A 22,489-nucleotide genomic window follows, 5' to 3' on the forward strand; every position below is an offset into this window, starting at 1 on the left:
GCCTCTCGTCCGAGCGGGTCCTACTCGTCGAGCGGGCGGGGGATCGGCAGCGAGGCCCAGACCACCTTGCCGCCGTCCTCCGTCCGCTCCACGTCGCACACCCCGTTCGCCTGCAGCGTCACGCTCTTCACCAGCAGCAGCCCGCGCCCGCCGGTCCGGCCGGTGTCGCTCTCCAGCGCCTTCGGCCGGTACGGGTCGCCGTCCTCCACCGACACCCGCACCCAGCCGCCCGCGATCGACAGCTCGGCGGCCACCGCGGGCGACTTGTCCGCGGCGTGCGTCACCGCGTTGCCGACCAGCTCCGAGGTGATCAGCAGCAGGTCGTCCACCAGCTCCTGGTAGCGCACCCCGGCCATCCCCTGCGCCAGCAGCCGGTCCCGCACCGCGTGCCGGGTCCGCGGCACCGCCGCCTCCTCCACCGGTACGGCGAACCGCCACACGCCCTCGACGGGCCCGTCCGAGCGGCTGCGCCCGGCGGCCGCCGCCACCGCGCCCCGCCGTCTGCCGACGTCCTCGGCCGCGCTGCTCATCTGCTCCACGTCCAGCCGCCCTTCGTCCGGGGACCGCGGGAGACGGACGCTCCGCCCGGGCCCGTCACCACGGGCTCCCCCGGCGGCCTCGGCGCTCCCTCGGTCCACCGAGGCTAGGAGAGCGGCTGCCGTCTCCGCGGCACCGTCGACAACTTGCCCGTGTCGGACCGCTCCCGTCCGACCCTGATCGCCCTCCACCCCGAACCCGACCGAAACGTTCACGCTTCGCTCCCCTGCGCGCCATTCCGCGCCCCGCACCGCACCCCCGCCGTGCTCCGTCTGCGCCCCCGACGCGCCCCCGCCACCCAGCCACCGAAAACGCAGGTGAGAAGCACTCCGGAACCCTGGTAGTGTTCTCTCTGTCGCCGCGGGGGACAGCAGGAAAACCCCGAGGCAACACACCCGGTCCGGGTGGCGGAATGGCAGACGCGCTAGCTTGAGGTGCTAGTGCCCTTTATCGGGCGTGGGGGTTCAAGTCCCCCCTCGGACACAGCTGAGGACCCCTGGTTCACCAGGGGTCCTCTTCCTTTTCCGGGCGACGCGCCGTCAGCGCCCCGGACGCACGAAGTGCCGACCGGATGCGCGGTCGGCACTTCTCCGGAGCCCGTGCGGGCCGCCGGTCAGCCGCGGCGGGCGCGGCGGATGGCGGAGGTGACGACCGGGGGGAGGAGGTCGCCGGCGACGCGCTTGGCGACGTTGGTGGGGCGGCGGCGTTCGGCGGCGCGGGCGCGGCGGGCGGCGAGGTCGAGGGCGGCATCCTCCTGGGCGCGGCGGGCCTCGGCGAGGGTGCGGTCGGCCTCCTCGCGGGCGGCGACGGCGGCGAGGCGGCCGTGGTGGCGGGAGACCCGGAAGGGCTCGATGCCGTCGGAGGTGCCGTTGATCCGCAGCACCTGCTGGTGGGCGAGGGACTCGGTGGAGAGGTGACAGCCGCGGGCGAGGCCGATCCGGTCGAGCAGGTCGCGCTGGGCGGGCTCCGGGTCGCCCCAGGTGCCGTAGAACTTGCACTCGCTGAGGACGATCGGCTTGAGGCCGTGGTTGAAGACGGCCTCCCAGGTGGCCGCGGCGACGCCGGGGGTGTGCGCGGAGCGGTAGTCGTCGAGGACGACGACGCCCTCGGACTTGAGCGCGACCCGGGCGACCTGGAGGTCGCCGACGACGTGCTCGTAGAGGTGTGAGGCGTCGATGTGGATGAAGCGGAAGGCGTTGGCGGGGACCCGGCCGCCGGCCAGGATCGAGGTGGGCGCCTGGATGATCTCGGGGAGCGCGTCCTGGAAGGAGAGGTAGTTGGCCTCGAAGGCGGAGCGGGTCAGGGTCTTGCGGTAGGACATGACCATCTCGGCGGCGTTCTCGTCGTCCGGGGCGTCGGAGTCGAAGAGGTCGCAGACGGTGAAGGTCTCGCCGGGCTGGAGGTGCTCGCCGATGACGATGGCGCTGCGGCCGAGGTAGGCGCCCATCTCCATCAGGTCGCCGGCCAGGCCGGCCTTCTCCTGGCGGTTGAGGAACCAGTCGAAGAGGTGGCGGTCGTGGTCCCAGAACCAGCCGGGTACGTCGTCGAGCACGGCGGGCTCGGCGGGCCGCGGCTGCTCCGCGGTCTCGGCGTTGGTCACGGCGTCGGTCACTGGGAAGCTCCTTAGGCGATGCGGACGACCTGTGGGAACGATCTTTGACACACGTTGACGAGGAGGGGACTCGTCGCCCTGCCGCACGGGACGCCCCGCAGCCTGGCGCGGCCCATGCCGCGGTGGAGCCGATCTGCCCTGTCGTCGTCGGCTGCGCTGCCTGGACCCACCGGCAACAGTAATCCCGCACGGCCGAGTTCGCTGCAATCTACCGCCCGGCGATCGCTTGTGAGGAGGTTTGCCGCAGAAGAGTTTCGTGGACCGGCCTTTCGCCTCCGAAATGGTGAACCGGGCTGTCGGGGCGTCCAGTTCGCCCATGTGGGAGCCGGTGTGCGGGGCTTGCGGCGGCGGAAGTTCGATCAACGGTCGGCCGTCGGCCCTTGTGCTCGGCGGCTCGCGGCACGTTGACTTGCGCCATTCGTCAAGCGGCTGAACAGATGAACGCAGGAGAGGATCACCCGGGGTGCAGCACACGGATCAGTACATCGACGGCGCGTGGCGGCCGTCGCTCGACGGCGGGTCGATCCCGGTGCTGAACCCGGCGACCGAGGAGGTCGTCGCGCAGGTCCCGGCCGGTGCCGGGGCGGACGTGGAGGCCGCCGTGGCGGCGGCCCGGCGGGCGGCCCGGGCCTGGGGCGCGAGCACCCGCGAGGAGCGGCTGGCGCCGCTGACCCGACTGCGCGACGGCCTGGCCGCGCACCAGGAGGAGATCGCCGCGACGGTGGTCGCCGAACTGGGTGCGCCGATCGGCTTCGCCACCGCCGTGCACGCGGCGCTGCCGCTCACCGTCACCAACGCCTACCTGGGGATCCTCGCCGAGTACGGCTTCGAGGAGCGGATCGGCAACTCGCTGGTGCTGGCCGAGCCGGCCGGGGTGGTCGCGGCGATCACCCCGTGGAACTACCCGCTGCACCAGATCACCGCGAAGGTCGTCCCGGCGCTCGCCGCGGGCTGTCCGGTGGTGCTGAAGCCGTCCGAGGACACCCCGCTGGTGGCGCGGCTGTTCGCCCGGCTGGTGGACGCGGCCGGCTTCCCCGCCGGGGTGTTCAACCTGGTGACCGGCACCGGTGCGCAGGCGGGGGCGGCACTGGCCGCCCATCCCGGGGTGGACCTGGTGTCGTTCACCGGGTCGACGGCGGTCGGGCGGGCGGTGGCGGAGGCCGCCGGGCGCGGGATCAAGCGGGTGGCCCTGGAGTTGGGCGGCAAGTCCGCCAACGTGGTGCTGCCGGGCGCCGACCTGGCCCGCGCGGTGAACGCCAACGTGGCCAACGTCTTCGCCAACTCCGGCCAGACCTGCAGCGCGTGGACCCGGCTGCTGGTGCACGAGGACCGGTACGAGGAGGCGCTGGCGCTGGCCGCCGCGGCCGCGGCCAAGTACGTGCCGGGCGACCCGGCGGACCCGCGGACCCGGATCGGGCCGCTGGTGAACGCCCGGCAGCGGGAGCGGGTGCGCGGGTACGTCACCGGGGCGTTGGCCGAGGGCGCCCGGCTGGTGGCGGGCGGGGCGCAGGCGCCGGTGGAGACGCCGGTCGGCTTCTACGTGCGGCCGACCGTGCTGGCCGATGTCACGCCCGGCATGGCGGTGGCCCGGGAGGAGGTCTTCGGGCCGGTGCTGGCGGTGCTCGCCTACCGCGACGAGGACCACGCGGCCGAGATCGCCAACGGCACCGACTACGGTCTGGCGGCCGGGGTGTGGGCGGCGGACACCGACACCGCGGCCCGGTTCGCCCGACGGCTGGACGCCGGGCAGGTGGACCTCAACGGCGGGCGCTTCAACCCGCTTGCGCCGTTCGGCGGTTGGAAGCAGTCGGGCCTGGGGCGCGAGTTGGGGCGGGCGGGGCTGGAGGAGTTCCTGCAGTACAAGTCGCTGCAGTACTGACGGCGGGGCGCACCGGTCCGCCGTGCACGTCGCTGCCGTACCGACGGCGGGGCGCACCGGGCGGTGTCCGGTGCGCCCCGGCCTGGGGTCAGGACAGGTCGACGCCCGGGTAGAGCGGGAAGCCGGCCAGCAGGTCGGCGGCGCGCTTGGCGACGCTCTCGGCGAGCGCGGCGTCCAGGGCGTACTGGGCCTTGGAGGGCGCGCCGTTGGCGGCGGCCGCCGGGGAGGTGCCGCGCAGCACGGTGTCGATCAGGTCGGCGACCTCGTCCATCTCGGCGGCGCCCAGGCCGCGGGTGGTGAGGGCGGGGGTGCCGAGGCGGACGCCGGAGGTGTACCAGGCACCGTTGGGGTCCTGCGGGACGGCGTTGCGGTTGGTGACGATGCCGGAGTCCAGCAGTGCGGCCTCGGCCTGACGGCCGGTCAGGCCGTAGCCGGTGACGTCGGCGAGCACCAGGTGGTTGTCGGTGCCGCCGGTGACCAGGCGGGCGCCGCGGCGCAGCAGGCCCTCGGCGAGGGCGTTCGCGTTGTCGACGACCTGCCGGGCGTACTGCCGGAACTCGGGGCGGCGGGCCTCGGCGAAGGCGACGGCCTTGGCGGCCATCACGTGCGAGAGCGGGCCGCCGAGGACCAGCGGGCAGCCGCGGTCCACGTACTCGGCGAGTTCGGAGGTGCAGAGCACCATGCCGCCGCGCGGGCCGCGCAGCGACTTGTGGGTGGTGGTGGTGACGATGTGGGCGTGCGGCACGGGGTCGTGGTCGCCGGTGAGCACCTTGCCCGCGACCAGGCCGGCGAAGTGTGCCATGTCGACCATCAGGGTCGCGCCGACCTCGTCGGCGATCTCGCGCATGAGGCGGAAGTTCACCAGCCGCGGGTAGGCCGAGTAGCCCGCGACCAGGATGAGCGGGCGGAACTCGCGGGCGGTGGCGCGCAGGGCGTCGTAGTCGATCAGGCCGGTGGCCGGGTCGGTGCCGTAGCTGCGCTGCTCGAACATCTTGCCGGAGATGTTGGGGCGGAAGCCGTGGGTGAGGTGGCCGCCGGTGTCGAGGGACATGCCGAGCATCCGCTGGTTGCCGAGTTCGGCGCGCAGTTCGGCCCAGTCCTGCTCGCCGAGGTCGTTGACGTTGCGGACGCCGGCCCGCTGCAGGGCCGGGCTCTCGACGCGCTGCGAGAGGACGGCCCAGAAGGCGACCAGGTTGGCGTCGATGCCGGAGTGCGGCTGGACGTAGGCGTGTTCGGCGCCGAAGAGGGCACGGGCGTGCTCGGCGGCGAGCGACTCGACGGTGTCGACGTTGCGGCAGCCCGCGTAGAAGCGGCGGCCGGCGGTGCCCTCGGCGTACTTGTCGCTGAGCCAGTTGCCCATGGCGAGCAGGACGGCCGGGGAGGCGTAGTTCTCGCTGGCGATCAGCTTGAGGGACTCGCGCTGGTCGGCGATCTCGCGGCCGATGGCGTCGGCGATCCGGGGCTCGACGGCGCGTACGACGTCGAGGGCGCTGCGGAAGGCGGTGTTGGCCGCGGCGTCGGCGGCGGTGTGCGGGGCGGCGGGGGCGCCGGTCGCGGGTGCGGTGGGGTGCTCGGCCATGACGGTCTCCTGCGGAGGATCGGACGGCCCAGGCGCACGGCAACTGATACGTGATTCGGCACGGGGCCGCTTCCCGATGGTCGATTCCATCCCTGCGCGCCAGTCGCGGCCCATGCGGATCGTACCAATGCGGCGGGTCCTGTGGCGGAGATCTCACCATGCGGGACGGCGGCGGACATGACACGACTTTTGCGGCGTTATGCCCGTTCCTGTGCAACGGCAGTATTGCCGCACCGTGAAGCCGTCGGCGCAGCCGAAACAATTCCGCCGAGCACTCCTCCGAATGATTTGCGGAACTCCCGGCGCATCCGATCCAATGACGTCCGTCGGCCCTCCGGGAAACCCCCGGAATGGCCGTCCGGAAATGTACGTCGGCGCACCCGCACCACGGGGCGGCGGAGAATTCGGGGAGTACGGCTCGCATGGCAGTGGTCGAATCGGTCGAAGCGCCCGTCGGGGACTCCCCGGCCTCCCCGGCACCCGCCCCGCACGGCCCGCTGCGCACCGTGCTGCACCGGCTGCGCCGCGACCGGGTCGGCGCCGCCGCCCTCGCCGTGGTGGCCGCCTTCCTGCTGCTGGCCCTGGCCGCCCCGCCGATCTCCGCCCTGTACGGGAAGAACCCGGTGGAGCACTACGGGCAGAACACTCCCGGGCTGCTGAGCGACGGCGGGCTCCCGGTGCTGCCGAACGGCGGGATCTCGGGCGACTTCTGGTTCGGACTGGAGCCGGGCCTGGGCCGGGACGTGTTCACCCAACTGCTGTACGGCATCCGCACCTCGCTGCTGATCGCCTTCGCCGCGGCGGCCGTCACCACCGTGCTCGGGGTGCTGGCCGGGGTCGCGGTGGGCTACCTGGGCGGGCTCGCCGACCGGCTCTTCGGCTTCCTCTCGAACGTCCTGCTCGCCTTCCCGACCCTGCTCCTGCTGCTCGCGCTGAGCCCGGTGATCCAGTCCCGCCTGGTCGACCCGGGCACCGCCGAACCGGAGTGGATGCAGTTCCTGGTGCTGATCCTGGTGTTCTCGGCGTTCGGCTGGATTCCGCTCGCGCTTTCCCTGCGGGCTTCCGTGCGGTCGCTCCGGGAAAGGGATTTCGTGCAGTCCGCACGGGCCCAGGGGGCAGGCGGATTCCATATCGTCGTGCGCGAACTCCTGCCGAATGTCCGGGCGCAGCTGCTGGTGCACGCGACCATGGCGGTGCCGGCGTTCGTGGCCTCCGAGGCGGTGCTGTCCTTCCTCGGGGTGGGGATCACCGAGCCGGTGCCGGACTGGGGCCGGATGATCGCGCGCGGCTCCGAGGTCTTCCGGGCCGATCCGACGTACATGGCCTTCCCCGGCGTGGCCCTGCTGGTCTTCGTGCTCGCCTTCAACCTGCTCGGGGACGCGGTGCGCGACGCACTCGACCCCCGCGCCTCCCGCTGAGCGGTCCGCGCCCCGCACCACCGGACCCGCCGCCCCCGATCCGCACCCCCTCCGCACCGTTCCCACGGTTCCACCTTGATCGCCCCGGATGCCCGGGGCAGGGAGAGATTCGCCATGCGCTGGATCAAACCGTCCCTCGCCGTCGTCGCCACCGCGCTGCTGGCGACCTCCTGCTCGGCCGGCGCGGGCACCGGCGGCCCCGGTGGCACCGCCGCCCCGAAGGACACCTCGCCGCTGACCGCGGCGCTCGGCACCGAGAAGGACAGTGCCGGGCCCGCACCCGCCGTCCCCGGGGCCCGCCCGGGCGGCACGGTGAACGTGTACAACACCACCGACTTCCGCCACCTGGACCCGCAGAAGGTGTACGCCGGCGCCGCGTACAACACCTCGCTGCTCTGGGGCCGCCAGCTGACCCAGTACCAGGTGGTGGACGGGAAGGCGAAGCTGGTCGGCGACCTGGCCACCGACACCGGGCAGCCCTCGGACGGCGGCCGCACCTGGACATACCGGCTGAAGCAGGGCGTCGCCTGGGAGGACGGGCAGCCGATCACCTCCCAGCAGGTCAAGTACGGCATCCAGCGCAGCTTCGGCAAGGGCTACGAGGTCGGCCCGCCGTACTGGCCGCAGTGGCTGACCGGCGAGGCGAGCTACGAGGCGGCGCGCAAGAAGTACGGCGGCCCGCAGGACGGCGACCTCGCCGCGATCGAGACGCCGGACGACCGCACCCTCGTCCTCCGCTTCCCGCAGCCGCAGGCCGACGTGCCGTACATGGCGGCGCAGTCCTCGTCCTCGCCGGTGCGCAAGGACAAGGACACCGGCACCGACTACGACCGGCTGCCGTTCGCCAGCGGCCCGTACCGGATCGCCGAGCACGTCCAGAACACCCGCCTGGTGCTGGAGCGCAACCCGCACTGGAAGCCGGAGACCGACCCGATCCGCAGCCAGTACCCGGAGAGGTTCGTCTTCACCTTCGGCAAGGAGGCGCTCAACATCAACCAGGAGATCCTCTCCGGGCGGGACGGCGGCGCCGACGCCACCACCGTCGCCACCCAGCTCTCCCCCGAGCTGTACCAGACGGTCGACACCGACCCGAAGGCCAGGGACCTGGTGGTGACGGGCCGCCAGGGCGCCTTCGTCACCCAGCTGGTGATCAACAACGAGCGGGTGAAGGACGTCGAGGTCCGCCGGGCGCTGCACCTGGCGTACCCGCGCCAGCAGGCCCGCCAGGTGCTCGGCGGCAGCCGGGTCGGCGAACTGGCGAGCACGCTCAGCTCGCCGGCGCTGGTCGACTGGCAGAAGTACGACCTGTACCCGGCCAAGCCGGACGGCGACCCGGAGGCCGCCAAGCAGGCGCTCGCCAAGGCCGCGCAGCCGCCGGCGAGCCTCACCTACGCCTACGCCAACACGCCCAACGGGCAGCGGGTGGCGCAGGTGCTGGTGGACGGCTTCGCCAGGGCCGGGATCACGATCGTGCCCAAGCCGGTCGACCCCAAGGCGCTGCTGGACGAGGCGCACCGCCCCGACTCGCCGTACGACCTGTTCGAGGAGACCAGCTCGGTCGACTGGCCGACGCCCTCCACGCTGATCCCGTTCTCCTTCGACGGCCGGGCCAACAGCGACCTGAACTCGGCCCGCTACCGCAACGCCGCGGTCGACCGGGAGATCGACCGGATCAACGGGATCGGCGACCCGAAGGAGAAGGCCAAGGAGCTGTACGCGCTGGAGCGGACCGTGATGAAGGAGCTGCCGGTGCTGCCGTTCGCCTACCCGAACGTCAACCAGCTGCGCGGCAGCAACGTGGGCGGCACGTTCATCCACCCGATCTACGGCTCGGTCAGCCTGGCCTGGGTGTACCTGAAGTCCTGACCCCCGCCGGCCCGCCCGTCGGCCCGGCGCCCCGTCACCCGACGCCCGGCGCCCGGCGGGCGGGCCCGCCCGCCGCACGCACCCACGCCCACCGCACGCACCACCGACCCGCCCACCACGCCACCGTTTCGCACCGTTCGGACAAGGCCCATGCTCTCCTTCGCCCTGCGGCGGACCCTCCAGGCGTTCGCCGTCCTGCTCGCGGTCTCCGCCGCCGCGTTCGCCCTCTTCTACGCCGCCCCCGCCGACCCGGCCCGCGCCGCCTGCGGCCCGCGCTGCGACTCCGGCCAGGTCGCGGCGGTCCGCCAGAGCATGGGGCTGGACCAGCCGCTCCTCACCCAGTACACCGAGTACCTCGCCGGGATCGTGGCCGGCCGGGAGATCGCGGACGTCGACGGCTCGCCCATCGACTGCGCGGCACCCTGCCTCGGCTACTCCTACCGGCTGCACCAGCCGGTCACCGAGGCGCTGGTGGACCACCTGCCGGTCACCTTCTCGCTGACCGCGGGCGCCCTCGCGGTGCTGGTGGTGTTCGGCCTGGGCACCGGCTTCGTGACCGCGCTGCGGCACGGCACCCGCACCGACCGGCTGCTGTCCGGCTTCACCCTGGTCGGCGCCAGCGTCCAGATCTACTTCCTCGGGTACGTCGCCCAGTGGGGGCTGGTGTACACCACCGGGCTGCTGCCGCTGCCCTCCTACACCCCGCCGGCCGAGGACCCGGCCGCCTGGGCGGGCGGGATGCTGCTGCCCTGGATCGTCCTCGGGTTCGTCAACTCGGCGGTCTTCGCCCGGCTCTCGCGCTCACAGCTGCTGGAGACGATGGACGAGGAGTACGTCCGCACCGCGCGCGCCAAGGGCCTCGGCCGGCTGCGCACCCACCTCAGGTACACCTCGCGCGGGGCGGCCGGGCCGCTGGTGCAGCTGCTCGGACTGGAGGCGGGGGCGCTGCTCGGCGGCGCGGTGATCACCGAGACGGTGTTCGGGCTGAACGGCGTCGGCCGCTTCGCCACCGAGGCCGTCGCCGGGCAGGACCTGCCGGCCGTGGTCGGTGCGGTCCTGCTGGCGGCCTGCTTCGTGGTGCTGTTCGTGGCCCTGGCCGACCTCGCGGTCGCCCGGCTCGACCCGCGCATCCGCCCCAGCTGAACCCGCCGCCTCCCGGAGCCGAACGATGAGCCGAACCGTGAACCCCGCCGCCGCACCCGCCACTGCCGCCGCACCCGCTCTCCCTGCCGTCCCCGCCCCGCCCTCCGCAGGCGCCGGGGAGCCCGTCCTCGCCGTCCGGGACCTGTCCGTCACCTTCGCCGATCCGCGCGGCGGGCCGCCGGTGGCCGCGGTGCGCGGCCTCTCCTTCGACCTCGCCCGGGGCGAGGTGCTCGGATTGGTCGGCGAGTCCGGCTCCGGCAAGTCCGCCACCGGGCTGGCCGTGCTCGGCCTGCACGACCCCCGCTCCGCCACCGTCACCGGCTCGGTCCGGCTGGGCGCCCGCCCGGCCGACCCCGCCGGACGCACCCCCGGGAAGCCCGCCGAGGAGCTGGTCGGCGCCGCCGAACGGACCCTGCGCCGGGTGCGCGGCGGGCGGATCGCCCTGGTCTTCCAGGACGCCCTCACCTCGCTGAGCCCCTTCCACGGGGTGGGCGCCCAGCTCGCCGAGATGTACCGGCTGCACCACCCCGGCGCCGGGCGTGCCGAGGCCCGCGAGCGCGCCGCCGCGATGCTCGACCGGGTCGGCATCCCGGCCGCCCGGGCCCGCGAGTACCCGCACCGGTTCTCCGGCGGCCAGCGCCAGCGGGTGATGATCGCCATGGCGCTGATGAACGACCCGGACGTCCTGATCGCGGACGAGCCGACCACCGCGCTGGACGCCCGCGTGCAGCGGCAGGTGCTCGACCTGCTGGCCGACCTGCAGCGCGAGCACGGCACCGCCGTCCTGCTGGTCAGCCACGACCTCGGGGTGGTGGCCGGCACCACCGACCGGACCCTGGTGCTGCGCGGCGGCGAGGCGGTGGAGTCGGCGCCGACCCGCGAACTGCTCGCCGCGCCCCGGCACCCGTACACCCGGGCCCTGGTCGGCGCCGCGCTGACCCTCGCCACGGTGCCGGGCACCCCGCTGCCCGCGCTCGACGCGCCCGCGCCGCCGCCCCGGCCCGCCACCGCCACCGCCACCGCCACCGCCACCGCCACCGCCACCGGCAATGGAACCGGCAACGGCCGCGGCAACGGGAACGAACCCGGCACCGGCCGGTGGCTGATCGAGGTCGAGGACCTCGCGGTGCACTTCCCCGGCCGGCGCACCGCGCCCTGGCGCCCCGCCGAACCGCTGCGCGCCGTGGAGGGCGTGGGGCTGCGGATCGCCCCGGGCGAGACGCTCGGCCTGGTCGGCGAGTCCGGCTCCGGCAAGTCCACCACCGCCCGGGTGCTGGCGGGCCTCCAGGCACCCGCCGCCGGCCGGATCCGCTACGACGGGGTGGACGCCACCGCCCCCGACCGGGCACTGCGCCGCCGGCTCAGCCGCGAGATCCAGCTGGTCTTCCAGGACCCGTACGCCTCGCTCAACCCGCGTCGCACGGTCGCGCAGACCCTGGACACCCCGCTGCGTCTGCACACCGGCCTCTCCCCCGCCGAACGGCGTGAGCGCTCGGCCGAGTTGCTGGAGCAGGTCGGCCTGCGCGCCGACCACCTCGATCGCCACCCGCACGAGTTCTCCGGCGGGCAGCGCCAGCGGATCGGCATCGCCCGGGCGCTCGCCCCGTCGCCCCGGCTGATCATCGCCGACGAGCCGGTCTCCGCCCTCGACGTCTCGGTGCAGGCACAGGTGCTCAACCTGCTGATGGAGCTGCGCGACCGGCTCGGCGTCGCCTTCCTGTTCGTCTCGCACGACCTGGCGGTGGTGCGGCACTTCTGCGACCGGGTGGCGGTGCTGCACCGCGGGCGGCTGGTCGAGAGCACCGACCGCGACCGGCTGTTCTCCGCTCCGCACACGGACTACACCCGGGACCTGCTCGCCGCGGTGCACCGGCCCGGGGCGGCCGGGTAGGCGAGTGTGCCGAGTGGCCCGCGCGGCCGGTGGGACGCGGGGTAGCGTGGACACGTCAGTGCCGGGGCGGGTTCCGGGGGCTGCGGTGCGGGTACGGAATGCCGAGGGCCGTCACGGCCGCCGCCCGGCCGCAGGCTGCCGCGCCCGCCCGGGAGCGGTACCCGCCGAGCCGAGGACAGCACTATGACCACAGCCCACGTCAGCCCGCCGGCCCTGGTCCTGGGCCCGCACGTCGTCGCATCCGAGCGGATCCGGGACGACGTCCTCGCCCAGAACCCGGACTACCCGCCCCGCCAGGCCGCCACCGTGGCGAAGGCCCTGACCAACCTGCCCGGCACCCGGCGCTACTTCCAGCCGTACGAGGCCACCACCGCCCCCGACCGCACCGCGGCCGAGCGCAAGGCCACCGTGCTCGCCGACCTGCTGGCGGCCGGCGAGCGGGCCTGTGCCGGGGCGATGGCCAACGCCGGGGTGGACGCCGCCGACGTCGACTGCATCGTGGTCGCCAGCGCCACCGGCGACATGCTCCCCGGCCTGGACGTGCACCTCCAGCAGCGGCTGGGCCTGCGGCCCGGGATCAGCCGCCGCCCGATCACCCAACTCGCCTGCGCGGGCGGGGCGCAGGTGCTGATCATGGCCGAGGAGCACCTCGCCCGGCACCCCGGCGCTGTGGTGCTGGTGGTCGCCGCGGAGTCGCTGAGCTCGCTCCACCAGCGCACCCGGACCTCGGTCGAGGACCAGATCTACAAGGGCCTCTGGGGCGACCTGGTCGCCGCCGCGGTGGTCACCGCCGACCTGCGCGCCCCCGGCCTGCGGATCGACCACGTCCTGGAGTACACCCTGCCGGGCACCACCGACCGGTACCGCAAGTTCACCGACCACCGCGGCGACCACTTCGAGTCCACCCGCGCCTCGCTGCGCTCGGTCACCGACCTGGCGCCCACCCTGCTGGACTGGCTGGACGGGCACGGCGGCCGGGAGCTGGACTTCGGGGTCCTGCACCCCGGCGGGCCGGCGATCCTGGAGAAGCTGGGCGGGGTGCTCGGGGTGGACGGCGACTTCCTCGCGCACTCCCGGGCCGTCCTCGCCGAGGAGGGCAACCTCGGCGGCCCCACCGTCTTCTCGGTGCTGGCCCGCACCCACCGGACCCCGCCGCCGGCCGGGGCACGCGGGCTGGTGCTCGGGCTCGGCCCGGGCGTCGCGCTGGGCTCGCTGCTGGTCACCTGGGCCGAGCCGGGGAGCGCGGCGTGAGCGCCGCCGGCGGGCCGTTCCTGTACGTGGTGGTCTGCGCCTCGGGGGCCGCGCCGGGCGTCGGCACGCTGATCTCGGCCGCCCTGGAGGAGGGTTGGGAGGTCGGGGTGGTGGCCACCCCGCTCGCGCTCGGCTTCGTGGACGAGGCCGGACTCGCCGCGCTGACCGGCTACCCGGTGCGGTCGGCCTGGCGCCGCCCGGGCGACCCGCGGCCGCTGCCGCCCGCCGACGCGATCGCGGTCGCCCCGGCCACCTTCAACACCGTCAACAAGTGGGCCGCCGGTATCTCGGACACCCTCGCCCTGGGCATCCTCTGCGAGGCGTACGGGCAGGGCATCCCCACCGCCGTCCACCCCTGCCTCAGCGCCGCGCAGGCGGCCCACCCCGCGTACCGGGAGAGCCTGGCCCGGCTGCGCGCGATGGGCGTCCTGGTCGCGGACAGCACCCCGTTCGACTGGCCGCCGGTGCTGGACCTGCTGCGCCCGGTGCTGCACGCCCGACAGCGCTCCGAGGGCCGGTAGCCGGACGGCCCGGCGCTCCTGCGACTCCTGACGCTCCGACACGATCGCCCGGGGCGCCGGAGAACAGTTGCGAACCACTACGCTCTGAGTACTATCAATGGAGTGGTCCGAACGCCGGGCCGACCGACACCGAGGACGTGGATGCGCAAGCTCACCTATCTCATCGCCACCACCGTCGACGGCTTCATCGCCGCGCCCGACGGGGACTTCGAGTTCTTCATGCCCTACGTCAAGGGCGACTTCCTCACCCACCTGGTGACCGAGTACCCGGAGACCCTCCCCACCCCGGGCCGCGCCGCACTGGGCGCCGCGGACGCGCCGAACAAGCGCTTCGACACCGTCGTGATGGGCCGCGCCACCTACGACCCGGGACTGAAGGCCGGCCTGACCAGCCCGTACGCCCACCTGCGGCAGATCGTCCTCTCCCGCACGCTGACCGCCTCCCCGGACCCGGCCGTCGAGGTGACGGCGGAGGACCCGCTGACCCTGGTCCGCGCGCTGAAGCAGGAGGACGGGCTCGGCATCTGGCTCTGCGGCGGCGCCTCGCTGGCCCGCCAGCTGCTGCCGGAGATCGACGAACTGGTCGTCAAGATCTACCCGGTGGTGGCCGGTTCCGGCGTGCCGGCGTTCGGCGGCGCGGAGTTCGCCCCGCGCACCTTCGAACCGGTCGGGACGGAGTCCTTCGCCGAGGGCCCCGTGGTGGTCACCTACCGGAAGGCCGGGACGACGAGCTGATCACCAGACAGACGCCGGCCACCACGATCGAACCGCCGATGATCGTGGGGCCGGTGAGCGGCTCCGCCAGGATCAGCCACCCCAGCACCACCGCGACCACCGGGTTCACGTACGCGTAGGTGGAGACCAGGGTGAGCGGCGCCGAGCGCAGCAGCCAGGCGTACGCGCTGTAGCCGACCAGCGAACCGACCGCGATCAGGTAGCCGAGCGCCAGCCAGGACCGGCCGGAGACGTCGTCGAGCGCGAAGCCGTGCTGCTCGTTGCGGAGCAGGCCGACCAAAGTACTGCCGAGCCCGCCCGCCAGCATCTGGTAGGCGCTGCCGGCGAAGACGTTGCCCGGCATCGGGATCCGCTTGGCCGCGAACGAGCCGAGCGCCCACGTCACCGTCCCGGCGAGCACCGCCAGCACCCCGGCCAGGGCGATCGAGCCGCCGAACGCGGGCGCCGACAGGACCCCCAGCCCGACCAGGCCGAGCAGCACGCCGGCCAGCGCGACCGGCCGCGGCCGCTCCCCGCCGGCCACCGTCAGCATCACCATCCAGAGCGGCACCGCCGCCACCAGCAGCGCGGCCATCCCGGACGGGACGGACTCCTCGCCGAGCACCACCAGGCCGTTGCCGCCGGTGATCAGCAGCGCACCGACCAGCGCGGACGAGGCCAACTGCCGCCCGCTCACCCGCAGTTCGGCGAACCCTCCGCGCACCGCCACCACGGCCGCGAGCAGCGTCCCGGCGGCCAGGAAGCGGGCGCCGGAGGAGAGGAAGGCCGGCATCGTCTCCACCGCGACCCGGATCCCCAGGTACGTCGAGCCCCAGACCACGTACACCACCAGCAGCGCCGCCCAGACCGCGCCGCCCAGCCGGGGCACCCGGTCGGCCGGCGCTGCGGCGGTCTTGGCGGCGGGGCGGGCGGAGGCCGGCGCTGTCATGGGTGTCCCCCTTGGACGGTACTGTACGAAGCCACCGCTATGACAGCGCATCAGAGGCCACCCGCGCCAGTCCGTATCGCCAGGCGGTCGGATACCGTGGGCGCCCGCCCCCGCCGTGCCCCCGGAAGGTCCACCACCCGTGCCCGACGCCCTGCCCTTCTTCGTCTACGGCACGCTCCGCACCGGGGGCCGCAACCACGCCGTCCACCTGGCCGGCCGCTGCGCCGCCGTCCGCCCCGCCGTCCTGGAGGGCGCCGCCCTGCACGACGGCCCCGGATTCCCCTACGCCGTCCCGGACCCGGCGCACCGCATCGTCGGCGAACTGGTGACCGTCCGCCCCGGCGCCTACGCCCCCGCACTCGCCGCGCTCGACCGGCTGGAGGACTGCCGGGCGGACGGCACCGGCGAGTACGTGCGCGAGCGGCTGACCGTCACGGCCGACGACGGCGAGCACGTCGACGCCTGGGTCTACCTCGCCGGCCCCGCGGTCGCCGCCGCCCTGCGCAGCCAGCCCGCCCTGATCGCCTCGGGCGACTGGACCCGCCGCCGGGACTGACCCGCCCCGCGGGACCCGCACCCGGCGCCGCCCCGCCGTGCGGCCGTGCGGCCGTGCGCCGGACGAAACCTGCACCGGACGGACCTGCACCGCACGGCCCCGCGCCGGACGGACCTGCACCGCACGGACCTGCACCGGGCCGCCGGCATACCGCCAGGTAGGCTGCGGGCTTGCCCCGACCGCCTGCCGACTTGGATGCCCCCATGGACGCCGACCTCCCCCTCCCGATCGCCGTCGTCGGGATCGGGGCCGACGGCTGGTCCGGCCTCGCCGACCGCTCCCGGGCGGCCCTGCGCGCGGCCGAGGTCGTCGTCGGCGGCCCCCGGCAGCTCGACCTGCTGCCCGCCGCCGAGGTCCCCGCCGAACGCGTGCCCTGGCCCTCGCCGCTGCGCCCCGCCGTCCGCGACCTGCTCGCCCGCCACGAGGGCCGCCGGGTGGCCGTCCTCGCCAGCGGCGACCCGCTGTTCTTCGGCATCGGCCGCACCCTCGCCGAGACCGTCGGCGCCGACCGGCTGGACGTCCTGCCGCACCCCTCCTCCGTCTCCTACGCCTGCGCCCGGCTGGGCTGGCCGCTGGAGGCCACCGAGGTGGTCAGCCTGGTCGGCCGCCCCCTGGAAACGCTCGTCCTCGCCCTCCACCCCGGCCGCCGGCTGCTGGTGCTCAGCGCCGACGCCGACGGCCCGGCCGCGGTGGCCGGGCTGCTCACCGCGCACGGCTTCGGCGCCAGCCGGCTGCGGGTGCTCGAACAGCTCGGCGGGCCCCGCGAACGGGAGCTGGCCGGCCCCGCCGACGGCTGGCCGCACCCGGCCGGCGACCCGCTGAACATCGTCGCGGTCGAACTCGCCGGCACCACCCGCGGACAGCTCGTCCCCGGCCTGCCCGACGACGCGTACGAGAGCGACGGGCAGCTCACCAAGCGGCACGTGCGCGCCGCCACCCTCGCCACCCTCGCCCCCGCCCCCGGCGAACTGCTCTGGGACGTCGGCGGCGGCTCCGGCTCGATCGCCGTCGAATGGCTGCGCGCCCACCGCGACTGCCGCGCGGTGAGCATCGAACGCGACCCGGTGCGCGCCGAACGGATCACCCGCAACGCCGCCGCACTCGGCGTGCCCCGGCTGCAGGTGGTGACCGGCCCGGCGCCCGCCTCGCTGGCCGGACTGCCCGTCCCCGACGCCGTGTTCATCGGCGGCGGGCTCACCGCACCCGGCCTGCTGGACGCCTGCTGGGACGCCCTGCCGCCCGGCGGCCGACTGGTCGCCAACACCGTGACGCTGGAGTCGGAGGCGCTCCTCACCGCCTGGTACCGGCGCCACGGCGGCGAGCTGCTGCGGCTGGCCGTGGCGCACGCCGTCCCGGTGGGCGGCTTCACCGGCTGGCGCCAGGCCATGCCGGTCACCCAGTGGTCCGCCGTCAAGCCCGCCGGACCCGCCGCCGTCCCGGCCGGCGACCCGGCACCCGCCGACCCGCAGCCCGCCGAACCGCCCGCAGCCGACCGGCCGCACGCCTGACCCCCGGAGGAGCACCCCCGTGACCGTCCACTTCATCGGCGCCGGCCCCGGTGCCGCCGACCTGATCACCCTGCGCGGCCAGCGCATCCTCGCCCGCGCCGAGGTCTGCCTCTACGCCGGCAGCCTGGTGCCGCGCGAGCTGCTGGACGAGTGCCCGCCCGGCGCCCGGCTGGTCGACACCGCGCAGCTCACCCTGGACCAGATCGTCGCCGAACTGGTCGCCGCCCACGAGGCCGGCCAGGACGTCGCCCGGCTGCACTCCGGCGACCCGTCGGTGTTCAGCGCGGTCGCCGAGCAGATGCGACGCCTCGACGCGGCCGGCGTGCCGTACGAGGTCGTGCCGGGCGTGCCCGCCTTCGCCGCCGCGGCCGCCGCCCTCAAGCGGGAGCTGACCGTACCGACCGTCGGCCAGACGGTCATCCTGACCCGGATCTCCAAGCGGGCCACCCCGATGCCCGAGGGCGAGGACCTCGCCACCCTCGGCCGCAGCGGCGCCCTGCTGGTACTGCACCTCGCCGCCGGCTACGTCGACGACGTCGTCGAGCAGCTGCTGCCGCACTACGGCGCCGACTGCCCGGCCGCCGTGGTGGCCATGGCCAGCCGCCCGGACGAGCTGGTGCTGCGCGGCACGCTCGCCGACATCGCCGGGCAGGTGAAGGAGGCCGGCGTGGTGCGCACCGCGGTCATCATCGTCGGGCGCACGCTCGCCGCCGAGCAGTTCCGCGACAGCCACCTCTACTCCGCGGACCGCGAGCGCCCGCACGAGCCGTGCGGAGCCTGATGCCCGCCGAACCGCTGCCAGCGGGGTCGGCGCCCAGGTCGGCGGCGCCCCGGCGGGTGCTGGTCCTCGGCGGGACGACCGAGGCGCGGGCGCTGGCCGCCCTGCTCGCCGACGCCCCCGGACTGCGGGTGACCAGCTCCCTCGCCGGGCGGGTCGCCGAACCCCGGCTGCCCGCCGGCGAGGTGCGGATCGGCGGCTTCGGCGGGCCGGACGGGCTCGCCGACTGGCTGCGCGCCGAACGGATCGACGCCCTGGTCGACGCCACCCACCCGTTCGCCGGGGTGATGTCACAGAACGCCGCGCTCGCCGCCGCGACCACCGGCGTGCCGCTGCTCGCCCTGCGCCGGCCGGGCTGGCAGCCGGTGGACGGCGACACCTGGCACCCCGTCGACTCGCTCGCCGCGGCGGCCGACGCACTGCCCGGCCTCGGCCGGCGGATCTTCCTCACCACCGGGCGGCAGGGCCTCGGCGCCTTCGCCCACCTGGACGGGCTGCACTTCCTCGCCCGCTCGGTGGACCCGCCCGCCCCGCCGATGCCCGCCGCCACCGAAGTCCTGCTCGACCGGGGGCCGTTCACCCTGGACGGCGAGCGGGCGGTGCTCCGCGCGCACCGGATCGACGTCCTGGTCACCAAGGACAGCGGCGGCGCCGCCACCGCCCCCAAGCTCACCGCCGCCCGCGAACTCGGCCTCCCGGTCGTGATCGTCCGACGCCCCGACCCCCCCGCCGGCGTCCCCGTGGTCGGCACGGCGACGGAGGCGGCGCACTGGCTGGGGGTGGACGTCGCGCGCCTGCTGACCGGGCTCAGCGACTGAGCCCGGTCAGCAGGGCCTGCGGCGGTCGGATGCCCCCCGTCAGATGTCGCGGAAGGTCTCGATCCGGGCGCCGATCGAGTTGAGGCGCTCGGCGAGGTCCTCGTAACCGCGGTTGATGACGTAGACGTTGCGCAGCACCGAGGTGCCCTGGGCGGCGAGCATCGCCAACAGGATGACCACGGCGGGGCGCAGCGCGGGCGGGCACATCATCTCGGTGGCGCGCCAGCGGGTGGTGGGGCCCTGCACCAGGACGCGGTGCGGGTCCAGCAGCTTGACGTCCGCGCCGAGCCGGGTCAGCTCGGTGAGGTAGATGGCGCGGTTGTCGTACACCCAGTCGTGGATCATCGTGGTGCCGTGCGCCGAGGCGGCGATCACCGCGAAGAACGGCACGTTGTCGATGTTGATGCCGGGGAACGGCATCGGGTGGATGGTGTCGACCGGCGCGGTGAGCTTGGACGGGCGCACGGTGAGGTCGACCAGCCGGGTGCGGCCGTTGTGGGCCGGGTACTCGGGGCTGCGGTCGTAGTCGAGGCCCATGCCCTCCAGCACCGCGAGCTCGATCTCCAGGAACTCGATCGGCACCCTGCGGATCGTCAGCTCGGAGGAGGTGACCACGGCGGCGGCGAGCAGGCTCATCGCCTCGACCGGGTCCTCGGCCGGGGTGTAGTCGACGTCGCAGGTGATCTGCGGGACGCCGTGCACGGTGAGGGTGGTGGTGCCGATGCCCTCGATCCGCACGCCCAGCTTCTCCAGGAAGAAGCAGAGATCCTGGACCATGTAGTTCGGCGAGGCGTTGCGGATGACGCTGACGCCGTCGTGCCGGGCGGCGGCGAGCAGGGCGTTCTCGGTCACGGTGTCGCCGCGCTCGGTCAGCACGATCGGCCGGTCCAGCGGAGTGCCCGGCTGCACGGAGGCGTGGTACGCGCCGCCGGTGGTGGCGACTTCGAGCCCGAACCGGCGCAGCGCCGTCAGGTGCGGCTGGACGGTGCGGGTGCCGAGGTCGCAGCCGCCGGCGTACGGGATGGCGAAGGTGTCCGCGCGGTGCATCAGCGGGCCGAGGAACATCAGCACGCTGCGGGTGCGGCGGGCGGCCTCGACGTCCATCGCGGCGAGGTCGAGCTCGGCCGGCGGGGTGAGTTCGAGGTCGCGGCCGTCGTTGGTCCAGCGGCTCTTCACCCCGATGCTGTTGAGCACCTCCAGGATCCGGTAGACCTCTTCGATGCGGGCGACGCTGCGCAGCGTGGTGCGGCCGGTGGTGAGCAGCGAGGCGCAGAGGATGGCGACGCAGGCGTTCTTGCTGCTGCGCACGTCGATCGCGCCGGAGAGCCGGGTGCCGCCCGCGACGCGCAGGTGCATCGGGCCGGAGTAGCCGAGGGAGACGATCTCGCTGTCGAGGGCCTCGCCGATCCGGGCGATCATTTCGAGGCTGACGTTCTGCTTGCCCTGTTCGATCCGGTTGACCGCGCTCTGGCTGGTGCCGAGGGCCTCGCCGAGCTGGGCCTGGGACCAGCCGCGGTGCTGGCGCGCGGTACGGATGAGGGTGCCGATACGGGTGAGGTAGTCGCCTGTCACCCGCCAGACCATATCTCATGGTTGAGATAGCGACAGGGCCGAGGGCGGCCGAGACGATCCTTATGTCCGTTTCTCGCCCCGTATGCACGTCAGATCTTCACATCGGGGCAATGCTTCACATGGTGTCCGGCCCGACCGGTTCGGCCCGGCCGACGATGGTGCCGGCCCGGTCGATACAGATCACGTCCACCGCGACCGGCGAACCCACCAGGACGCCCAGCGCGGTGGCCCGTGCCGCCTCGGCGACCAGGTCGCCCAGCGGGACGCCGACCGCGCGGCAGAGCTGGATCGCCTCCAGCGCGGTGTTCGCTCCCGCGACCGCCGCGGCCAGCCCCTCGTCGGCGCCGCCGGCCCTGGCCAGCTCCGCGAGGTAGCCCTTGTCCACCTGGGAGCGGGCCGAGTGCAGGTCCAGGTGGCCGGCCGCCAGCTTGGAGAGCTTGGCGAAACCGCCCGCGATGGTCAGCCGCGGCACCGGGTGGCGCTTCAGGTACTTGAGCACGGCGCCCGCGAAGTCACCCATGTCCAGCAGGGCGTCCTCCGGCAGGCCGTGCACCGCGACCGCGACCTTCTCCGAGGTCGAGCCGGTGCAGCCCGCGACATGGGTGCGGCCGGCGGCCCGCGCCACGTCCACGCCGCGGCGGATGGAGTCGATCCAGGCGGAGCAGGAGTAGGGGACGACGATCCCGGTGGTGCCGAGGATCGACAGCCCGCCGAGGATGCCCAGGCGGGGGTTCCAGGTCGAGCGGGCGATCTCCTCGCCGTGGTCGACCGAGATCTCCACCACCACGTCGCCGCTGCCGCCGTGGGCCGCGGCGACCTCGGCGACGGCGTCCCGCATCATCTGCCGGGGCACCGGGTTGATCGCCGGCTCGCCCACCGGCAGCGGCAGGCCCGCCTTGGTGACCGTGCCCACGCCGGGGCCGGCCCGGAACACCACGCCGGTGCCGGGTTCGCCGGGCCGGACGGTCGACCGGATCAGGGCGCCGTGGGTGACGTCGGGGTCGTCGCCGGCGTCCTTCACCACCCCGGCCGTCGCCCGCCCACCGGCCGCCTCCTCGACGGCCAGCGCGAAGGCCGGCTGCTGGCCCTTGGGCAGGGTGATCACCACCGGGTCCGGGAAGGCCCCGGTCAGCAGCGCGGTGTACGCGGCCTTGGTCGCGGCCGTCGCGCAGGCCCCGGTCGTCCAGCCGTGCCGCAGCCCGCTGCTCTTCAGCTGCCCGGCCCGCCCACCGGCCGCCTCACCCATCACCGCACCACTTCCCTCGCACCGGCCCTGTCCGCCCCCCATCCTCCCCCGTCCGCACCCCGGGGACGGCCGGGGGCGCGCTGCAATTGTGTACACATGGTCCACTTCGTACACTCGACGTATGAGCGAGCAGTCCGTGGAGTCCGTATCGGTCCGTGAGGCGCGTGAGCACTTCGCGGACGTCATCGACCGCGCCGAGCGCGACGAGCCGACGGTGATCACCAGACGCGGGCGCGAGGTGGCCGCCGTCGTCCCGATAGAGCTGCTGCGCGAGTACCGGCAGTGGGAGGAGCGCGAGCTCATGCGCCTCGTCGAGGAGCGCCGCCACGAGCCGACCTACTCCCTGGAAGAGGTCATGGCCGAGACGCTGGCCAGGCCGGAGTGAAGTACACGACCCGGTTCACCGAGTCGGCCCGGGGCGAGTTGCGCAAGCTCTCCCGGTCGACGGCCGTGCTGGTCCTGCGCAAGCTCGCGGAGCTGGAGCAGGATCCGTACGGCTTCCACACCACCGCACTCGTCGGCCTTCCCGACCACCGCCGGCTGCGGGTCGGCGACTACCGGGTGGTCTACACCGTCGACGACGGCCGGCTGCTGGTGCTGGTGGTCCACCTCGGCCACCGCTCCAGCGTGTACCGGACCTGACGCCCGCCC

Annotated in this window: 20 protein-coding genes, 1 tRNA gene and 1 riboswitch; of the genes, 15 read left to right on the forward strand and 6 right to left on the reverse strand. The window is 74.4% G+C overall.

The annotated features are described in order from the left end of the window. Window positions 1-20: 20 nt before the first annotated feature. Complete coding sequence (locus ACWGB8_RS00935; RefSeq protein WP_452209061.1) at window positions 21-530, reverse strand: ATP-binding protein; 510 nt, start codon at window positions 528-530, stop codon at window positions 21-23. A gap of 405 nt (window positions 531-935) precedes the next feature. Here ACWGB8_RS00935 and ACWGB8_RS00940 point away from each other — a divergent pair. Beyond that, window positions 936-1,020: transfer RNA gene (locus ACWGB8_RS00940), tRNA-Leu, on the forward strand. A 130-nt stretch (window positions 1,021-1,150) separates the two neighbouring features. Here the strand turns inward: ACWGB8_RS00940 and ACWGB8_RS00945 are convergent. After that, the gene (locus tag ACWGB8_RS00945; RefSeq protein ID WP_452208893.1) at window positions 1,151-2,149 is read right to left on the reverse strand and encodes a class I SAM-dependent methyltransferase; all 999 of its coding nucleotides are present in this window, start codon (window positions 2,147-2,149) and stop codon (window positions 1,151-1,153) included. A gap of 463 nt (window positions 2,150-2,612) precedes the next feature. Here ACWGB8_RS00945 and ACWGB8_RS00950 point away from each other — a divergent pair, with 463 nt between their 5' ends. Then, entirely contained in the window at window positions 2,613-4,028 is a 1,416-nt protein-coding gene (locus ACWGB8_RS00950; protein ID WP_452208895.1) for an aldehyde dehydrogenase family protein, read from the forward strand. 88 nt (window positions 4,029-4,116) lie between these two features. Here the strand turns inward: ACWGB8_RS00950 and ACWGB8_RS00955 are convergent, their stop codons facing one another. Further along, window positions 4,117-5,607, reverse strand: coding sequence for a glycine hydroxymethyltransferase (locus ACWGB8_RS00955; protein ID WP_452208897.1), 1,491 nt, complete (start codon window positions 5,605-5,607; stop codon window positions 4,117-4,119). Between the two features lie 19 nt (window positions 5,608-5,626). After that, window positions 5,627-5,724: riboswitch (ZMP/ZTP riboswitch) on the reverse strand. A 305-nt stretch (window positions 5,725-6,029) separates the two neighbouring features. Between ACWGB8_RS00955 and ACWGB8_RS00960 the strand changes: the two genes are divergently transcribed. From ACWGB8_RS00960 to ACWGB8_RS00990, 7 genes are all read left to right on the forward strand, one after another. Then, the gene (locus ACWGB8_RS00960) at window positions 6,030-7,025 is read left to right on the forward strand and encodes an ABC transporter permease (protein WP_452208899.1); all 996 of its coding nucleotides are present in this window, start codon (window positions 6,030-6,032) and stop codon (window positions 7,023-7,025) included. 114 nt (window positions 7,026-7,139) lie between these two features. Then, window positions 7,140-8,891, forward strand: a complete 1,752-nt coding sequence (locus ACWGB8_RS00965; RefSeq protein WP_452208901.1) for an ABC transporter substrate-binding protein — start codon at window positions 7,140-7,142, stop codon at window positions 8,889-8,891. A 150-nt stretch (window positions 8,892-9,041) separates the two neighbouring features. Continuing rightward, on the forward strand, window positions 9,042-10,034 hold the full coding sequence (locus ACWGB8_RS00970; RefSeq protein WP_452208902.1) for an ABC transporter permease: 993 nt from the start codon (window positions 9,042-9,044) through the stop codon (window positions 10,032-10,034). Between the two features lie 25 nt (window positions 10,035-10,059). Continuing rightward, window positions 10,060-11,925, forward strand: a complete 1,866-nt coding sequence (locus ACWGB8_RS00975; protein ID WP_452208904.1) for a dipeptide ABC transporter ATP-binding protein — start codon at window positions 10,060-10,062, stop codon at window positions 11,923-11,925. A gap of 183 nt (window positions 11,926-12,108) precedes the next feature. Then, a complete protein-coding gene (locus tag ACWGB8_RS00980) occupies window positions 12,109-13,176 on the forward strand; it encodes a PhlD (protein ID WP_452208906.1) in 1,068 nt (355 codons plus the stop codon). Further along, entirely contained in the window at window positions 13,173-13,697 is a 525-nt protein-coding gene (locus tag ACWGB8_RS00985) for a flavoprotein (protein ID WP_452208908.1), read from the forward strand. The genes ACWGB8_RS00980 and ACWGB8_RS00985 overlap by 4 nt, the downstream gene beginning before the upstream one ends. 141 nt (window positions 13,698-13,838) lie before the next feature. Further along, complete coding sequence (locus ACWGB8_RS00990) at window positions 13,839-14,432, forward strand: dihydrofolate reductase family protein (protein WP_452208909.1); 594 nt, start codon at window positions 13,839-13,841, stop codon at window positions 14,430-14,432. Here the strand turns inward: ACWGB8_RS00990 and ACWGB8_RS00995 are convergent. Continuing rightward, window positions 14,401-15,360 (reverse strand): EamA family transporter, encoded by a 960-nt coding sequence (locus ACWGB8_RS00995; RefSeq protein ID WP_452208911.1) that lies wholly within the window; start codon window positions 15,358-15,360, stop codon window positions 14,401-14,403. The two genes, ACWGB8_RS00990 and ACWGB8_RS00995, sit on opposite strands and share 32 nt — an antisense overlap. Window positions 15,361-15,499: 139 nt before the next feature. Here ACWGB8_RS00995 and ACWGB8_RS01000 point away from each other — a divergent pair, with 139 nt between their 5' ends. From ACWGB8_RS01000 to ACWGB8_RS01015, 4 genes are all read left to right on the forward strand, one after another. Beyond that, window positions 15,500-15,916 carry a gamma-glutamylcyclotransferase family protein gene (locus tag ACWGB8_RS01000; protein WP_452208913.1) on the forward strand — a complete coding sequence of 139 codons (417 nt, stop codon included), beginning with the start codon at window positions 15,500-15,502 and terminating at the stop codon, window positions 15,914-15,916. A 203-nt stretch (window positions 15,917-16,119) separates the two neighbouring features. Continuing rightward, window positions 16,120-17,424 (forward strand): precorrin-6y C5,15-methyltransferase (decarboxylating) subunit CbiE, encoded by a 1,305-nt coding sequence (gene cbiE / locus ACWGB8_RS01005; RefSeq protein WP_452208915.1) that lies wholly within the window; start codon window positions 16,120-16,122, stop codon window positions 17,422-17,424. 19 nt (window positions 17,425-17,443) lie between these two features. After that, entirely contained in the window at window positions 17,444-18,205 is a 762-nt protein-coding gene (cobM, locus tag ACWGB8_RS01010) for a precorrin-4 C(11)-methyltransferase (RefSeq protein WP_452208917.1), read from the forward strand. Continuing rightward, window positions 18,205-19,020: a cobalt-precorrin-6A reductase gene (locus ACWGB8_RS01015; RefSeq protein WP_452208919.1), complete on the forward strand. Its 816-nt coding sequence runs from the start codon at window positions 18,205-18,207 to the stop codon at window positions 19,018-19,020. Before cobM ends, ACWGB8_RS01015 begins: the two co-directional genes overlap by 1 nt. A 39-nt stretch (window positions 19,021-19,059) precedes the next feature. On the opposite strand, the gene ACWGB8_RS01020 is transcribed toward ACWGB8_RS01015, so the two are convergent. After that, the gene (locus ACWGB8_RS01020; protein ID WP_452208921.1) at window positions 19,060-20,592 is read right to left on the reverse strand and encodes a UDP-N-acetylglucosamine 1-carboxyvinyltransferase; all 1,533 of its coding nucleotides are present in this window, start codon (window positions 20,590-20,592) and stop codon (window positions 19,060-19,062) included. Window positions 20,593-20,707: 115 nt separating this feature from the next. After that, window positions 20,708-21,838 carry a cobalt-precorrin-5B (C(1))-methyltransferase gene (locus ACWGB8_RS01025; RefSeq protein WP_452208923.1) on the reverse strand — a complete coding sequence of 377 codons (1,131 nt, stop codon included), beginning with the start codon at window positions 21,836-21,838 and terminating at the stop codon, window positions 20,708-20,710. Between the two features lie 121 nt (window positions 21,839-21,959). Between ACWGB8_RS01025 and ACWGB8_RS01030 the strand changes: the two genes are divergently transcribed. After that, complete coding sequence (locus tag ACWGB8_RS01030; RefSeq protein WP_452208925.1) at window positions 21,960-22,223, forward strand: type II toxin-antitoxin system Phd/YefM family antitoxin; 264 nt, start codon at window positions 21,960-21,962, stop codon at window positions 22,221-22,223. Continuing rightward, window positions 22,220-22,480 (forward strand): type II toxin-antitoxin system RelE family toxin, encoded by a 261-nt coding sequence (locus ACWGB8_RS01035; protein ID WP_452208927.1) that lies wholly within the window; start codon window positions 22,220-22,222, stop codon window positions 22,478-22,480. Before ACWGB8_RS01030 ends, ACWGB8_RS01035 begins: the two co-directional genes overlap by 4 nt. Window positions 22,481-22,489: the final 9 nt, after the last annotated feature.

It is taken from the genome of Kitasatospora sp. NPDC054939, assembly GCF_053610105.1.

Excerpts from the sequence above, each read along its gene's own strand:
- ACWGB8_RS00990 (WP_452208909.1), top strand. The coding sequence starts at position 13,839 with ATGCGCAAGCTCACCTATCTCATCGCCACCACCGTCGACGGCTTCATC.
- ACWGB8_RS01030 (WP_452208925.1), top strand. The coding sequence starts at position 21,960 with ATGAGCGAGCAGTCCGTGGAGTCCGTATCGGTCCGTGAGGCGCGTGAG.
- ACWGB8_RS00965 (WP_452208901.1), top strand. The coding sequence starts at position 7,140 with ATGCGCTGGATCAAACCGTCCCTCGCCGTCGTCGCCACCGCGCTGCTG.
- cbiE (WP_452208915.1), top strand. The coding sequence starts at position 16,120 with ATGGACGCCGACCTCCCCCTCCCGATCGCCGTCGTCGGGATCGGGGCC.
- ACWGB8_RS01015 (WP_452208919.1), top strand. The coding sequence starts at position 18,205 with ATGCCCGCCGAACCGCTGCCAGCGGGGTCGGCGCCCAGGTCGGCGGCG.
- ACWGB8_RS00960 (WP_452208899.1), top strand. The coding sequence starts at position 6,030 with ATGGCAGTGGTCGAATCGGTCGAAGCGCCCGTCGGGGACTCCCCGGCC.
- ACWGB8_RS00955 (WP_452208897.1), bottom strand. The coding sequence starts at position 5,607 with ATGGCCGAGCACCCCACCGCACCCGCGACCGGCGCCCCCGCCGCCCCG.
- ACWGB8_RS00980 (WP_452208906.1), top strand. The coding sequence starts at position 12,109 with ATGACCACAGCCCACGTCAGCCCGCCGGCCCTGGTCCTGGGCCCGCAC.
- ACWGB8_RS01025 (WP_452208923.1), bottom strand. The coding sequence starts at position 21,838 with ATGGGTGAGGCGGCCGGTGGGCGGGCCGGGCAGCTGAAGAGCAGCGGG.
- ACWGB8_RS00975 (WP_452208904.1), top strand. The coding sequence starts at position 10,060 with ATGAGCCGAACCGTGAACCCCGCCGCCGCACCCGCCACTGCCGCCGCA.
- ACWGB8_RS00935 (WP_452209061.1), bottom strand. The coding sequence starts at position 530 with ATGAGCAGCGCGGCCGAGGACGTCGGCAGACGGCGGGGCGCGGTGGCG.
- ACWGB8_RS00970 (WP_452208902.1), top strand. The coding sequence starts at position 9,042 with ATGCTCTCCTTCGCCCTGCGGCGGACCCTCCAGGCGTTCGCCGTCCTG.
- ACWGB8_RS00995 (WP_452208911.1), bottom strand. The coding sequence starts at position 15,360 with ATGACAGCGCCGGCCTCCGCCCGCCCCGCCGCCAAGACCGCCGCAGCG.